The organism is Streptomyces europaeiscabiei, from assembly GCF_001550375.1.
GTDB classification, from domain to species: Bacteria; Actinomycetota; Actinomycetes; order Streptomycetales; family Streptomycetaceae; genus Streptomyces; species Streptomyces europaeiscabiei.
Window position 1 is genome coordinate 1 of record NZ_LRTR01000684.1, and the last position, 12,838, is coordinate 12,838.

The window sequence follows — 12,838 nt, forward strand, 5'->3', positions numbered from 1 at the left end:
CGTCGGCGCGGGCCTCGCGGTCATCGGCCTGGGAGTCGCGGCCGTGGCCTACACGGTGGACACCCGCCGGGCCGCTGTCGCCGCGCCGCAGACCCGTCCGAGCCGCGGACGCGTGGTGGCGTCGCACGTGCCGGGAGAGTCGGAGCCGGTACGGGTCTGAGGCGGGCGACGCCCTTCGGCGCAGCTCCGGCACGATGGCGTCGTACGGCGGGGCGCCCGGGAGCGGCAGTACTTGCCGAACCACTCGTGGCCCCACGACTCGTACAGCGCCCGCACCCTCGGGTGGTCCCGTTCGGCGAGGAGAGTCCCTCGCTCCTCGGGCCGGTCGCGCGGCAGCTCGTCGTGGATCCGTTCCGTGGACCCACCCTCGCGCACCGCGGGGTGCGCAGGCCGTTCCACCGGCGGGTGTCCGCCTGCAGGGTGCAGCCGTAGGCGTGGCCGATCGGCTGGTCGTCGAGGTGTCCGACGGCGGCGGCGAAGTCCGGAACAAGCCCCATGAGTTAAGCAGGTGTGAGGAACGTCAGCCATGCCGCAGGCTCCCCGGCGGCCTTCTCATGGGCCGACTCCGCCCGAGCGAGGGAGCGTTCCGCCCGTACGCGTGCGCCGGTGCGGGCGTGGCCCACTGCTCGACGGCAGTGCGGCAAAGCCGTCAACCACGGATCCGTACGGGCCTGCCTCGTTTCCACGCGGCCCGGCCGATGCACAGCGCCTCGCGGTCCCGCCCGCACGAGGTCAGGCGCATGACACCCGTAATGATCACCAAGCCCGTGCCCGCATCCTGCCTGCCCTCGTGCCAAAGGCCCTTGCAGCCACGGGACTTGAAGCCGCCTGCTTTCAGCCTGTGAACGTTTCTGCTCGCGAATTGTGCGAGAGGTATTGACGTTGATCACCGGATCCTTATCATCCAATTGCTCGACACTTCGACCCTTGTTCGGCATATCGGACAAGAGGGCTGCACCACACCGCTTCCGGACAGCCCCTGGCGGGCCGAACCGGAGTCGCTTGCTCAAGGATGACGAGGTCCTTATGCGCAGACGTGCTTTCAGCCTCAGACGCCCGTCCGCGGTGCTCTCTGCCGTGGTCGCGGCCCTGGCCGCGTTGGCGGCGCTGCTCGTCGCCGGCCCGGCTCAGGCGGCCACCACCAGTGACGTGCGCGGTGTGGATTCCGGCCGGTGCCTCGATGTGGCGGGCTTCAGTCAGGCCGACGGCGCGAACGTGCACATCTGGGACTGCCACGGTGGAACCAACCAGCAGTGGACGTCGACGGACAGCAACCAGCTGACCGTGTACGGCAACAAGTGCCTGGATGTCCGGGGCGGCGCCACCACGTCCGGGACCCCGGTGCAGATCTGGACGTGCAACGGCAGTGACAACCAGCAGTGGCGGGTGAACCCCGACGGCACGATCGTCGGCGTGCGGTCCGGGCTGTGCCTGGAGGTCTCGGGCTGGGGCAAGGCCAACGGCACGGGGGTGCAGATCTGGTCGTGCCACGGCGGCACCAACCAGAAGTGGACCGGCCTGTCCGGGACGGGTAACGCGTGTGCTCTTCCGTCGACCTACCGGTGGACCTCGTCGGGTCCGCTGGCGCAGCCGGCGAACGGGCAGGTCGCGCTGAAGGACTTCACCACCGTGAAGTACAACGGCAAGAACCTGGTCTACGCAACCACCTCCGACGGAAAGAATTGGGGCTCGACGATGTTCAGTCCCTTCACGAACTGGTCGGACATGGGGGCGGCCACCCAGACCCCGATGAACGAGTCCGCGGTGGCGCCCGAACTGTTCTACTTCGCGCCCAAGAACATCTGGGTGATGGTGTCCCAGTGGAGCCAGTGGCCGCTCTACTACCGCACGTCCAGCGACCCCACCAACCCCAACGGCTGGTCCGCCAAGCAGCCGCTGTTCACCGGCACCCTCCCCCAGAACCCCGATCCGAACCGGAAGGATGCCCCGATCGACCCGACCATGATCGCCGACGACCAGAACATGTACCTGTTCTTCGCCGCTGACAACGGCAGCATCTACCGGGCGAGCATGCCGATCGGGAACTTCCCCAGCAGCTTCGGCTCCTCGTTCACGACGGTCATGAGCGACACGGAGAAGAACCTGTTCGAGGCGCCGGAGGTCTACAAGGTCAAGGGCCAGAACCAGTACCTCATGATCGTCGAGGCTCGGGGTGTCAATGAGCAGCGCTTCTTCCGCTCGTTCACGGCCTCCAGCCTGAACGGTTCGTGGACCCCGCAGGCCGCCACCGAAAGCAACCCCTTCGCCGGCAAGGCCAACAGCAACGCCACCTGGACCAACGACATCAGCCACGGTGACCTGGTGCGCGACAACCCCGACCAGACCATGACCATCGACCCCTGCAACCTGCAGCTCCTCTACCAGGGCAGGAACCCCGCGTCGGACGGCGCTCCCTACCTGGAACTGCCGTACCGGCCGGGCCTGCTCACCCTGCAGCGCTGACCCGCCTGATCCACGGTGATCGCGATGGGGTGCGGTCCGCCGGCGTGTGGACGAGCGGTCCACGGCGTGGGCGACTCCACCTGCTGACCGGTACTCACCGCCTTGAGGAACCCCAGCCGCGCGTCGGCTGGGGTTCCTCTCTTTCGTGGACTCTCATCGTGGGTACGACTGTGCCGCCGGGCAGGTTGGAAAGGCTCAGTGGTGCCTCAGTGGTGAGGAAGGACCCGTCGAGCCCGTTACGCCCGCTCGCGCCACCTATTCGTGATAGGCAGCCGCCGGTCCTTCCCGAACCCCTTCGGTGAGATCTTCGTCCCCGGCGGGTACTGGCGCCGCTTGTACTCGGCCGTGTCGACCATGCGGAGCGTCTTGACGACCAGCTCGCGGTCGAACCCGGCGGCGACGATCGCGTCGGCCCCCTGGTCGCGGTCGACGTAGAGCTCCAGGATCGCGTCCAGGACCGGGTAGTCCGGGAGGGAGTCGGTGTCGACCTGGCCGGGGCGGAGTTCCGCGCTCGGCGGCTTGGAGATGGAGTTCTCCGGGATCGGCGGGGTCTGGCCCCGCTCCGCCGCCGCCCGGTTGCGCCACTCGGCGAGGCGGAAGATCGACGTCTTGTACACGTCCTTGATGGGGCCGTACGCGCCCACCGAGTCGCCGTACAGCGTCGAGTACCCCACCGCCAGCTCCGACTTGTTGCCGGGCGCCAGCACGATGTGGCCCTCCTGGTTGGAGATCGCCATGAGGAGCGTGCCGCGCAGGCGCGACTGGAGGTTCTCCTCGGCCAGCCCCGTCAGCTCCGTCGACGCCATGTACGCGTCGAACATCGGCGCGATCGAGATCGTACGGAGGTTGAGACCCGTCCGGCGCGCCAGCTCCGCCGCGTCGCCCTTGGAGTGGTCCGACGAGTACTTCGACGGCATCGACACGCCGTACACGTTCTGCGCGCCCAGCGCGTCGCACGCGATCGCCGCGACGAGCGCCGAGTCGATACCACCGGAGAGCCCGATCAGCACCGACGTGAAGCCGTTCTTCGCCGCGTACGCCCGCAGGCCGACCACCAGCGCCGAGTACACCTCCTCGTCGTCGTCGAGGCGCTCCGCGTACCCGCCGGTCAGCTCCGGCTCGTACGCGGGCAGCGGCTCCTCGGAGATCACGAGCCGGTCGATGCGCAGACCGTCGTCGACGACGCCGGTCATGGGATCGGCGGCCGCCGCCGGGAGGTCCAGGTCAAGGACGACGCACCCCTCCGAGAACTGCGGCGCCCGTGCGACCACTTCGCCGTTCTTGTCGACGACGATCGAGTCGCCGTCGAAGACCAGCTCGTCCTGACCGCCGATCATCGCCAGATACGCGGTCGTGCAGCCGGCCTCCTGGGCGCGCTTGCGGACCAGTTCGAGGCGGGTGTCGTCCTTGTCGCGCTCGTACGGCGAGGCGTTGACGGAGAGCAGCAGCCCCGCGCCGGCGGATCGGGCCGCCGGGACACGGCCGCCGTCCTGCCAGAGGTCCTCGCAGATGGCGAGGGCGATGTCGACGCCGTGCAGCCGTACGACGGGCATGGTGTCGCCGGGCACGAAGTAGCGGAACTCGTCGAACACGCCGTAGTTGGGGAGGTGGTGCTTGGCGTAGGTGAGCGCCACCTCGCCCCGGTGCAGCACCGCCCCGGCGTTGCGCGGGGCGCCCGCCGGCTGGCCGAACCTCGGCGAGGCGGACTCGGAACGGTCGAGGTAACCGAGGACGATCGGCAGCTCCCCGAAGCCCTCGTCGGCGAGCCGCGCGGCGAGCGCCTTCAGCGCGGAGCGGGAGGCCTCCACGAAGGACTGGCGCAGCGCCAGGTCCTCGACGGGATATCCGGTCAGCACCATCTCGGGGAACGCCACCAGATGCGCTCCCTGCTCGGCGGAGTGCCGGGTCCAGCGGACGACCGCCTCGGCGTTCGCGGCGATGTCGCCGACCGTCGAGTCGATCTGATTCAAAGCGAGACGAAGTTGAGGCACGGGGCCCAGTGTAATCGTCAGAGCGACGCAATGGGGTGTGGGGCGCCCCACGTTCGGAGCGCCCCACGGATCCCGTCGCGCCCCCTACCGCCGGTAGGACTCCACGTAGCCCTTGGCGGGCGACCCCACCCCGGTCACGTCGTCGTACCCGCGCACGGCGTGCAGCGAGCTGTCGGCGCCCAGGGTGCGTACGGAGGTGGCGAGCCCGTCGGCCGTGTCGTAGCCGTTGACGAAGTCGACACGGGCCACCGCGAGCCCGGCGCCGCCCGCCGGGTTGTCGGTGACGTCGTGGAACACCTTCGCGCCGTGCGCCGAGCCTCCGTGCGCCGAGCCCCCGTACGACGACGAGACGTACCGGGCGTAGATCGCCGGGTTGGCGAAGCCCAGCGGACGGCCGCCGTGGGCCTCCTGGGCCAGTGCCTGGACGCCCGCGACGACCGGCGCGGCGAGCGAGGTGCCGCCGATCCGGTACTCGCCGTACGCCTGCCCGCCCTCGGGGAGGGTCTGCGTCTGCCCGACCAGGAACCCGGTGTTCGGGTCGGCGATCGCCGCGATGTCCGGCACCGTACGCATCGGCGCGGCCCCGTTCGCCGTCGCGAGCGCCTTCGGTACGACGCCCCGCTGGTAGAAGGGCTGCGGCATGGTCCGGCTGGTCCCGCCGCCCGCGCCGGAGGTGAAGGAGCCCGGGAAGTCCGTCCAGCTCGTGCCGTCGTCGGACAGGCCCGCCTTCAGCGTGCCCCAGCCGGTCTCCCACAGATACGAGTCGCCCCTGCCGACCGCCAGCGACGTACCGCCGACCGCCGTCACCCACGCCGAGTTGGCCGGCGTGTCCACCTGCTTGGTGCCGGTGTTCGCGACCTCGTCGCCGTTGTCCCCGGAGGAGAAGTAGAAGCCGATGCCCTCGACCGCGCCGAGCTGGAACACCTGGTCGTAGGCGGCGGCGAGATCCGGGGTCTGGTCGGCCTCGATGCTGCCCCAGGAGTTGGAGACGATGTCGGCGAGATGCCCGTCGACGATCTTCCCGAGCGAGTCGAGCAGGTCGTCGTCCTGGCAGGACGCGGCCCCGACGTACACGATGTCGGAGGAGGGTGCGAGGGCGTGCACGGCCTCCACGTCGAGGGTCTCCTCGCCGTACCAGCCGGACGCCGAGCACTGCTCCGTCGCCGTGTACTCCTCCGGCAGCACCTGCCGCAACTGCCTGCCGCGATAGGCCGCGTCACCGTGTTTCCTCGCGTACGTGGCCGCGTCGGACGCGATCGTCGGCGAGGCGTACGCGTCCGTGATCGCGACCCGCACCCCCTTGCCCGTGCGGCTCCCGGCCCCGTACGCCGCCCGCAGTTGCCTGCCGGTGTACCCCTGCACCGCGTACGGGATCTTCGTGCCGTACGCGTCGGGCAGGGTGCTCGCGGTCTTCGAGCCGTAGGAGGAGGAGAAGGGCCCCGCGTTGCGGAACACCGTGTCCGGCGGCGGCAGTTGGTCGTCGTGGGTGGCCCGGTGCGGCGCGGTGTCCAGCCCGGTGACGGTCAGCACGGCCCCGTTCAGGTCGGCGGGCGCGGAGACCGTCTTCGCCGGGGCTCGGTAAGTGTGACCACTCTTGCGGTAGTTGTGCAGTTGCGTGCCGAACGCCCGCTCGGCGTCGGCCACTTCACCCGTCACCGAGATGTAGTGCCGGTTCGTGCCGGTGACGGTGAGCCCTGCGTCCCCGAGCCATTCCTTCACCGCCGCCACCTGCGCCCCGGTCGCCCCGAAACGCGCCCGCGTCCGCGCGGCGCTCAGGAACTTCCCGTACGACGTCGACGACGGGTCGGACACGGCCCTGGCGTACGCCGCCAGTCCGGCCGCGTCCCGGCCGGCCAGATAGACGCGGGCGGACACCCGGGAACCGTGGGCGGCGGCCCCCGCGTCGGCCTTGGCCGTGGCCCAAGCCGGTCTGGTGCCCAGCAGTGTGTCCCGGCCGGGGTCGGGCGAGGCGTGGGCCACGGGTGCGCCGAGCACCAGCGCACCGGCGAGCACCACGGCCCCTGTGGACCTCTTGGATCTCTTGGATCTCATGGAGAACCCCCTGGATGCGGTTCGTCGCGAGTGGATCACTCAACGGTGATCACTCTCGCGATGAACCGTTCATGCCAGGGAATGGCGGCGGGCACGGCTGGGCCAAGAACCCCCCAAGCGAACGTATGGAAGCGTACGGAAGCCCCAAGGAACCGTATGCGTAAGGGAATTGCGGCATACGTCCCTGGGGTCTCAGGGGGGACCGATCACCTCGCCCGGAGGGCTATCGCGGCGCTGCGCCCCGGTCCTTGAGCATCCCCGTCATCAACGAGATCTCGGACTCCTGGGCGTTGACCATGCCTTGCGCGAGCTTCTTCTCCACGCCGACCGTGCACTTGGACACGCAGCCCTGCGCCATGTGGACGCCGCCCTTGTGATGGTCGGTCATCAACTGGAGGAAGAAGATCTCGGCCTGCTTGCCGTTGAGCTTGCCGAGCTTCTCCATCTCGGCGTCGGTGGCCATGCCCGGCATCAGCGAACCGTCCTCGCCGGAGGCCATCGAGCCCATGCCCATCCAGGCCATCGGCTGCTGCGACGACACCTTCGGCAGGCCCCACAGATCGAGCCAGCCGATCATCATGCCGCGCTGGTTGGCCTGCGTCTGCGCGATGTCGTACGCGAGGCGCCGGACCTCCTCGTCGTCCGTCCGGTCGCGCACGATGTACGACATCTCGACGGCCTGCTGGTGATGGACGGCCATGTCCCGGGCGAACCCCGCGTCGGCGGAGTCGGCGGCGGGGGCCTTCAGGCCGGACTCGTCGCCGTCGGCGACCGCGTACGTGATCGCTCCGGCCGCGACGAGTACCGCCGCGGCCCCGGAGGCGATCCAACCGATGTGCTTCATGCTTCCCACTGTGCCAGGCCGCTGCCGCTAGGAGATGCCGTTGGTGCAGGCGGCACCCGGCTCGGGCGTCTGCTCGCCCTGGACGTAGGTCTCGAAGAACTTGTCGACGTTCGGGTCCTTCGCGCTCGTCACCGTGCGCTGGTGACCCCACGCGCTGAGCATGATCGGGTCCTTCTGGTCCTCGACCGGGCTCATCAGCGTGTACGGGGTCTTCTCGACCTTCTCCGCGAGCGCCTTCACGTCGGCTTCGGAGGCCTTGCTGCTGTACGAGACCCAGACCGCGCCGTGCTCCAGGGAGTGCACGGCGTTCTCGTTCTTGATCGCCTTGTCGTAGACGTCGCCGTCGCAGTTCTGCCAGACCGGGTTGTGGTCACCGCCCACCGGGGGTTCCATCGGGTACTTCACGGTCTTGGTGACATGGTTCTGGGTGAGCTTGGAGCTCCAGGTCTTGACGCCGTCCGACCCGGTCTTCCACTTGCCCGTCGACTTGGAGTCGCTCGCCACGCTGCTGCCGCTGTCGTCGGCCTGCGAGCGGATCAGGACCGTCCCGCCCACGACGAGGCCGGCGACTATCAGCACGCTGGCGCCGATCGTGAGGATCCGGGTCCGGCGCTCGCGGGAACGCTCGGCACGGCGCATCGCCTCGATGCGTGCCTTGCGGTCCCCGCTGCTGTTGGTCTTGGCGGCCATGGGGTGTGTCCTTAGTGGGGGATGGGTCGGATGGGGCGGTCGGATCGACTGATCGTAAGTTGATCCGCTCCCTCTCGTAAACGAGGGATCCCGCCTCCCATGCTGCCCCGCCGGCACCCCGGGCTGCCCACGGAGCGACACGGGCGTTACGGATGTCGCCGCGAGCAGGCAAGATGGGCGGCAGAGCGGTTGAGCGGCAGAGCGAGTGGTACACCCGCGGAGCGGGAGGTGCACCTGCCGTATGCCGGGCGTTCGACTGGAGGTCGGTTTGCCGATCAAGGTGCGCAACGCGCATGAAATGGTGTTGTGGTGGGATGCTCAGGTGCCCGACCGTCTCCCGTCGCTCGGGAGCAAGGCGGCCTGACCAGCAAGGAATGGGTGGAAGCGGAAGATGGACAAGCAGCAGGAGTTCGTGCTCCGTACGTTGGAGGAGCGCGACATCCGTTTCGTACGCCTGTGGTTCACGGACGTCCTGGGCTTCCTGAAGTCCGTCGCCGTGGCCCCCGCCGAGCTGGAACAGGCGTTTGACGAAGGCATCGGCTTCGACGGCTCGGCCATCGAGGGCTTCGCCCGGGTGTACGAGTCCGACATGATCGCCAAGCCGGACCCGTCGACCTTCCAGGTCCTGCCGTGGCGCGCGGAGGCCCCCGGCACCGCCCGGATGTTCTGCGACATCCTCATGCCGGACGGCTCCCCGTCCTTCGCCGACCCGCGCTACGTCCTCAAGCGCGCCCTGGCCAAGGCCTCCGACCTGGGCTTCACCTTCTACACCCACCCCGAGATCGAGTTCTTCCTCCTGAAGGACAAGCCGGTCGACGGCTCCCGCCCGACCCCGGCCGACAACTCCGGCTACTTCGACCACACCCCGCAGAACGTCGGCATGGACTTCCGCCGCCAGGCGATCACCATGCTGGAGTCCATGGGCATCTCGGTCGAGTTCTCCCACCACGAGGGCGCGCCGGGCCAGCAGGAGATCGACCTGCGCTACGCCGACGCGCTGTCCACCGCGGACAACATCATGACGTTCCGCCTGGTCATGAAGCAGGTGGCGCTGGAGCAGGGCGTCCAGGCGACGTTCATGCCGAAGCCGTTCAGCGAGCACCCGGGCAGCGGAATGCACACGCACCTGTCGCTCTTCGAAGGCGACCGGAACGCGTTCTACGAGTCGGGCGCGGAGTACCAGCTCTCCAAGGTCGGCCGCTCCTTCATCGCGGGCCTGCTGAAGCACGCGGCCGAGATCGCCGCCGTGACCAACCAGTGGGTCAACTCCTACAAGCGCATCTGGGGCGGCTCCGAGCGCACCGCCGGCGCCGGTGGCGAGGCCCCCTCGTACATCTGCTGGGGCCACAACAACCGCTCCGCCCTGGTCCGCGTCCCCATGTACAAGCCCGGCAAGACGGGCTCGGCACGGGTGGAGGTCCGCTCCCTGGACTCCGGCACGAACCCGTACCTGGCGTACGCCATGCTCCTGGCCGCCGGCCTCAAGGGCATCGAGGAGGGCTACGAGCTCCCGCCGGGCGCCGAGGACGACGTCTGGGCCCTCTCGGACGCGGAACGCCGCGCGATGGGCATCGAGCCGCTCCCGCAGAACCTGGGCGAGGCCCTGACCCTCATGGAGCGCAGCGACCTGGTGGCGGAGACCCTGGGCGAGCACGTCTTCGACTTCTTCCTGCGCAACAAGCGCCAGGAGTGGGAGGAGTACCGCTCCGAGGTGACGGCCTTCGAGCTGCGGAAGAACCTGCCGGTGCTGTAAGGGCAGGTCAGGGCGGGTTTCCCGCTGTGACGACGCGTGGGGCCGACGGTCATGGACCGTCGGCCCCACGGTGTCTCACTGACCCTGGGCCGTCTGTGGGCCGTCTGTGGGCCGTCCGGCCCCGGAACGGTGCCGTCGTACAGGCTGTCCACGGCCTTGCGGGCCCGCGCGTCGCTGCTCGGCATGAGGTGCGTGTAGACGCGAAGCGTGAACCCCGGGTCGATGTGTCCGAGGTAGGCGCTGAGTGCCTTGACGTTCTCGCCGGCGTCCAGCAGAACGGACGCGTGGAAGTGCCTGAGGGCATGCATGCCGTGCTCGCGGGCGGCCTGGTGACGCTCGTGCGAAGGGTCATGCGTCGGGGCGCGTGTGTCCTGAGGGCTGTCCTGTACGGAACGTGCGCTGACGTGTTCGTCGTGAGGGCGCGGACGGGATTGTGCAGGCTGGTGATGCCGAGGACTCAGTTCTGGTTCACTGGCCAGACCGCCGCCGGATCGCAGTGGGCCGGGCACGCCAGCAGGTAGACCTCGTTGCCAAGAAACAGCCCGTAGGTGTCGGCCCCAACGCTGTAGGGCTGCTCTGGTCGGCCAGGATGGACCGCGAATTCCATGCCTTCCGGAACCTGGCAGAGGTACTCCAGATCGGCGCCGCACACGCACTTGTAGTACTCGGGATCCTGCGCCCAGGAGGGTGTGCCGCCCACCTTGAACCTCTGGGCTCCGAGCCCGCGTGGGTTGGGGGTGTCCACGAAGGGCTGAAGCGTCAGCGGCAGTGCGCATACGGACGGTTCGGGCTCCGCAGTTGGAAGCACCGCGTGTTGCTGGAGCAGGACACGCCAGAACGGACGCGGGTAGGGCAGTTGCGGAGCGTCCCAATACTCGGGCACGAGCCGGCCATCAGCAAACAAGGGTTGGGACGCGTCGTTGTGCGCACGGCAGTGGAAGACCAGTAGATGGTCCCCGCCAAAAGGCCCCAGGTCCAGGGGCACGTCGAGCTGGAAGAACAGGGCCATCTGCTCCCCGCAGAAACACGAGGGCCACTCCTGTGTGTTGTCGAGGAAGGGCCAGCCGCCAACGGAGTTCCGCGTCGGTCGATCCAGCGGATCGGACCCGACCTCGAGCGCGTGAGCAGGCAGCGCCGCCCGAATCTTCCCTGCATCTAGTCCGACCATCCGCTCACCCTAAGGGCTGCTCTGTGACTGCTGACCGTGCTCCGATGCCAGGACGCTGCAGTGGTGCGACGGGGCCGGCCGTGGGGACTCCCCTTGGAGGGCCGTCTCCTGCTCGTTGCGGCCTACTGGCGCACGAACTTGACACGTGTCCCGACCCGTGACCATGAGATTGCCGAGCAGTCGAAGAACTACCGATACTCCACCAACTCCAAGTTGTCATCGACGCCGACAGTCGCCTGGTCGTCGTGGCCGGTCGGCCGCTTCCCGGCAACCGCAACGACTGCAAGGCGTGGGAAGAGTCCGGAGCCAAAAGTGCCGTCGGCGCCACCATGACGATCGCTGACGGTGGATAGCCGGGCGCCGGGCCGTGAGATGTGAGCTGGGCCGTCTGCGGGCCGTCGAAGGGTGGCCCACAGTGACCATCAACGACCGTCCCAGTGCTGGTCAGCGAGACGTCAACGCCGATCAGACGAGGCCGTTCCCGCCCTGCACGACTTCCTGCGCAACAAGCGCCAGGAGTGGGAGGAGTGCCGCTCCGAGGTGACGGCCTTCGAGCTGCGGAAGAACCTGCCGGTGCTGTGGGCGCCGGGCGGCAGCCGCGCATGGTGAAGGGGAGCCCCGGGACCGGGGCTCCCCTTCCGTGTGCCGGTGGGAACCGGCATGATGATCGACATGAACGCATCCCGACGAAAGGCCGATGCCGCGTAATCGGCCCGGCGCGCTGCGCGCCGCCCAGCGGCTCCGAGGAGACCGTCCCCTGAGCCGGGACAGCCCACCGCGGAGCCGCATTCACGGACTCTCGGCCCGCACCAGCGCCTCCGTGCACCGCTACGAGGCGCTCTCGGCCGACTACGACGTCTTCCCCGGCATGACCGCCTCCGCCCTGCGGCGCTACCGAGCCTTCGCGGGGGCGCCGGGACGTCGGCCGCGCTACCCGTTCCTGGACGACTGCGGGTGCCGCGCCTGCGCACTCAGGGACATCAGACACGTCCGCGACATGCTTGGCACCGTCCTGCGCCACCTGCCCCCACGGCCCCGCGCCGAACTGGGTCGCCTGGTCACGTCCCTCGATGTCCGCTACCTGGAACGCACCCTGCCGGACCCGTTCGTCCACGTCCGTCGTGGGTGGCGCCCGTATGTCTGGTGGTACCGCCGCCTCGAAGGCTGCCGGTACGCCGCGACGGGAGCCGTGTGACGTCCGACCGCCGCTCCCGGTGGGCGGTTCAGCGCGGAGTACGAAGGCCGTCCAGCGCCGGGGGCAGTGGGTAGACGCGCTCCGGGGGGAGCAGGCGCTGGGCCTTGGCGGTCCGGCCGGTCTGCACCAGGGTCGCGGCCTTGCGGACCTGAGGGGTGAGGTCCGTGAGGCCGACGATCCACTCGTCGGTGAAGGTCCGGATCAGGTGGCGGCCGATGCCGACCTGGATGCTGTAGTGGTTCAGCGCGGCCCCGCGCGGCGAGCGCTCCGGGTCCCACTGGACGTGGACGGCCGCCCCCGCCACGGCCGTCGGGTCCGCCGTCGTCAGCACGGCCCGGGACAGCGCCTCCTCCCAGCCCTCCCGGGTGATCCGCACCGCGAGCACCCGCTCCTGGCCGGGCTTGCGGGCCCAGTTGCTGCGGTGCATCAGCCACAGGAACGACGGCTTGATCCACGTCATCCGACGGAACGAGAACGGCTCGACGAAGCGGCCGGCCCGCAGCGCCGCGTCGGCGACGGCGGGTGCGTACGCCTGGTAGACCACGATCGTCCGGGCGTCGTAGTCGGCACGGATCTCATACTGGGGCGCCATGCGCGGCACCCTGCCAGCCGCGTCGCGGGGGCCGCGAGCCAATATCCGCCGCGCACCGCCGCGCACCGCCGCGCACCGCCGCGCACCGCC

General features: G+C 69.3%; 10 protein-coding genes and 2 pseudogenes. 5 read left to right on the top strand and 7 right to left on the bottom strand.

The window, feature by feature from the left end:
* The first annotated feature begins 1,026 nt into the window (after positions 1 to 1,026).
* The gene (locus AWZ10_RS33610; protein ID WP_060892897.1) at positions 1,027 to 2,463 is read left to right on the top strand and encodes a non-reducing end alpha-L-arabinofuranosidase family hydrolase; all 1,437 of its coding nucleotides are present in this window, start codon (positions 1,027 to 1,029) and stop codon (positions 2,461 to 2,463) included.
* A 236-nt stretch (positions 2,464 to 2,699) separates the two neighbouring features.
* On the opposite strand, the gene AWZ10_RS33615 is transcribed toward AWZ10_RS33610, so the two are convergent.
* The 4 genes from AWZ10_RS33615 to AWZ10_RS33630 form a co-directional block, all read right to left on the bottom strand.
* Entirely contained in the window at positions 2,700 to 4,454 is a 1,755-nt protein-coding gene (locus AWZ10_RS33615) for an NAD+ synthase (RefSeq protein ID WP_060892898.1), read from the bottom strand.
* An 84-nt stretch (positions 4,455 to 4,538) separates the two neighbouring features.
* Positions 4,539 to 6,506, bottom strand: coding sequence for a S53 family peptidase (locus AWZ10_RS33620; protein WP_060892899.1), 1,968 nt, complete (start codon positions 6,504 to 6,506; stop codon positions 4,539 to 4,541).
* Positions 6,507 to 6,729: 223 nt separating this feature from the next.
* Complete coding sequence (locus AWZ10_RS33625; protein ID WP_046704388.1) at positions 6,730 to 7,350, bottom strand: DUF305 domain-containing protein; 621 nt, start codon at positions 7,348 to 7,350, stop codon at positions 6,730 to 6,732.
* Positions 7,351 to 7,377: 27 nt separating this feature from the next.
* Entirely contained in the window at positions 7,378 to 8,040 is a 663-nt protein-coding gene (locus AWZ10_RS33630) for a DUF3105 domain-containing protein (RefSeq protein WP_046704389.1), read from the bottom strand.
* A 391-nt stretch (positions 8,041 to 8,431) separates the two neighbouring features.
* On the opposite strand from AWZ10_RS33630, the gene glnA reads away from it, so the two are divergent.
* Positions 8,432 to 9,793, top strand: coding sequence for a type I glutamate--ammonia ligase (gene glnA, locus AWZ10_RS33635; RefSeq protein ID WP_037693979.1), 1,362 nt, complete (start codon positions 8,432 to 8,434; stop codon positions 9,791 to 9,793).
* 98 nt (positions 9,794 to 9,891) lie between these two features.
* On the opposite strand, the pseudogene AWZ10_RS56270 reads toward glnA, so the two are convergent.
* A pseudogene (locus tag AWZ10_RS56270) lies at positions 9,892 to 10,131 on the bottom strand (tyrosine-type recombinase/integrase); the annotation flags it as partial.
* Positions 10,132 to 10,250: 119 nt separating this feature from the next.
* Entirely contained in the window at positions 10,251 to 10,802 is a 552-nt protein-coding gene (locus AWZ10_RS33645) for a hypothetical protein (RefSeq protein ID WP_234360757.1), read from the bottom strand.
* A gap of 186 nt (positions 10,803 to 10,988) precedes the next feature.
* On the opposite strand from AWZ10_RS33645, the pseudogene AWZ10_RS48600 reads away from it, so the two are divergent.
* The 3 genes and pseudogenes from AWZ10_RS48600 to AWZ10_RS33650 form a co-directional block, all read left to right on the top strand.
* Positions 10,989 to 11,311 (top strand): annotated as a pseudogene (locus AWZ10_RS48600) (IS5/IS1182 family transposase); the annotation flags it as partial.
* A gap of 55 nt (positions 11,312 to 11,366) precedes the next feature.
* Positions 11,367 to 11,570: a hypothetical protein gene (locus AWZ10_RS54250; protein WP_078935306.1), complete on the top strand. Its 204-nt coding sequence runs from the start codon at positions 11,367 to 11,369 to the stop codon at positions 11,568 to 11,570.
* Between the two features lie 88 nt (positions 11,571 to 11,658).
* The gene (locus tag AWZ10_RS33650; RefSeq protein ID WP_046704392.1) at positions 11,659 to 12,156 is read left to right on the top strand and encodes a hypothetical protein; all 498 of its coding nucleotides are present in this window, start codon (positions 11,659 to 11,661) and stop codon (positions 12,154 to 12,156) included.
* 28 nt (positions 12,157 to 12,184) lie between these two features.
* On the opposite strand, the gene AWZ10_RS33655 is transcribed toward AWZ10_RS33650, so the two are convergent.
* A complete protein-coding gene (locus AWZ10_RS33655) occupies positions 12,185 to 12,748 on the bottom strand; it encodes a DUF4291 domain-containing protein (RefSeq protein ID WP_060892901.1) in 564 nt (187 codons plus the stop codon).
* Positions 12,749 to 12,838: the final 90 nt, after the last annotated feature.

What these genes read in the sequence shown, in the direction of transcription:
- AWZ10_RS33650 (WP_046704392.1), top strand. Translation starts at nt 11,659, where the DNA reads ATGCCGCGTAATCGGCCCGGCGCGCTGCGCGCCGCCCAGCGGCTCCGA.
- AWZ10_RS33655 (WP_060892901.1), bottom strand. Translation starts at nt 12,748, where the DNA reads ATGGCGCCCCAGTATGAGATCCGTGCCGACTACGACGCCCGGACGATC.
- AWZ10_RS33610 (WP_060892897.1), top strand. Translation starts at nt 1,027, where the DNA reads ATGCGCAGACGTGCTTTCAGCCTCAGACGCCCGTCCGCGGTGCTCTCT.
- glnA (WP_037693979.1), top strand. Translation starts at nt 8,432, where the DNA reads ATGGACAAGCAGCAGGAGTTCGTGCTCCGTACGTTGGAGGAGCGCGAC.
- AWZ10_RS33625 (WP_046704388.1), bottom strand. Translation starts at nt 7,350, where the DNA reads ATGAAGCACATCGGTTGGATCGCCTCCGGGGCCGCGGCGGTACTCGTC.
- AWZ10_RS33620 (WP_060892899.1), bottom strand. Translation starts at nt 6,506, where the DNA reads ATGAGATCCAAGAGATCCAAGAGGTCCACAGGGGCCGTGGTGCTCGCC.
- AWZ10_RS33645 (WP_234360757.1), bottom strand. Translation starts at nt 10,802, where the DNA reads ATGGCCCTGTTCTTCCAGCTCGACGTGCCCCTGGACCTGGGGCCTTTT.
- AWZ10_RS33630 (WP_046704389.1), bottom strand. Translation starts at nt 8,040, where the DNA reads ATGGCCGCCAAGACCAACAGCAGCGGGGACCGCAAGGCACGCATCGAG.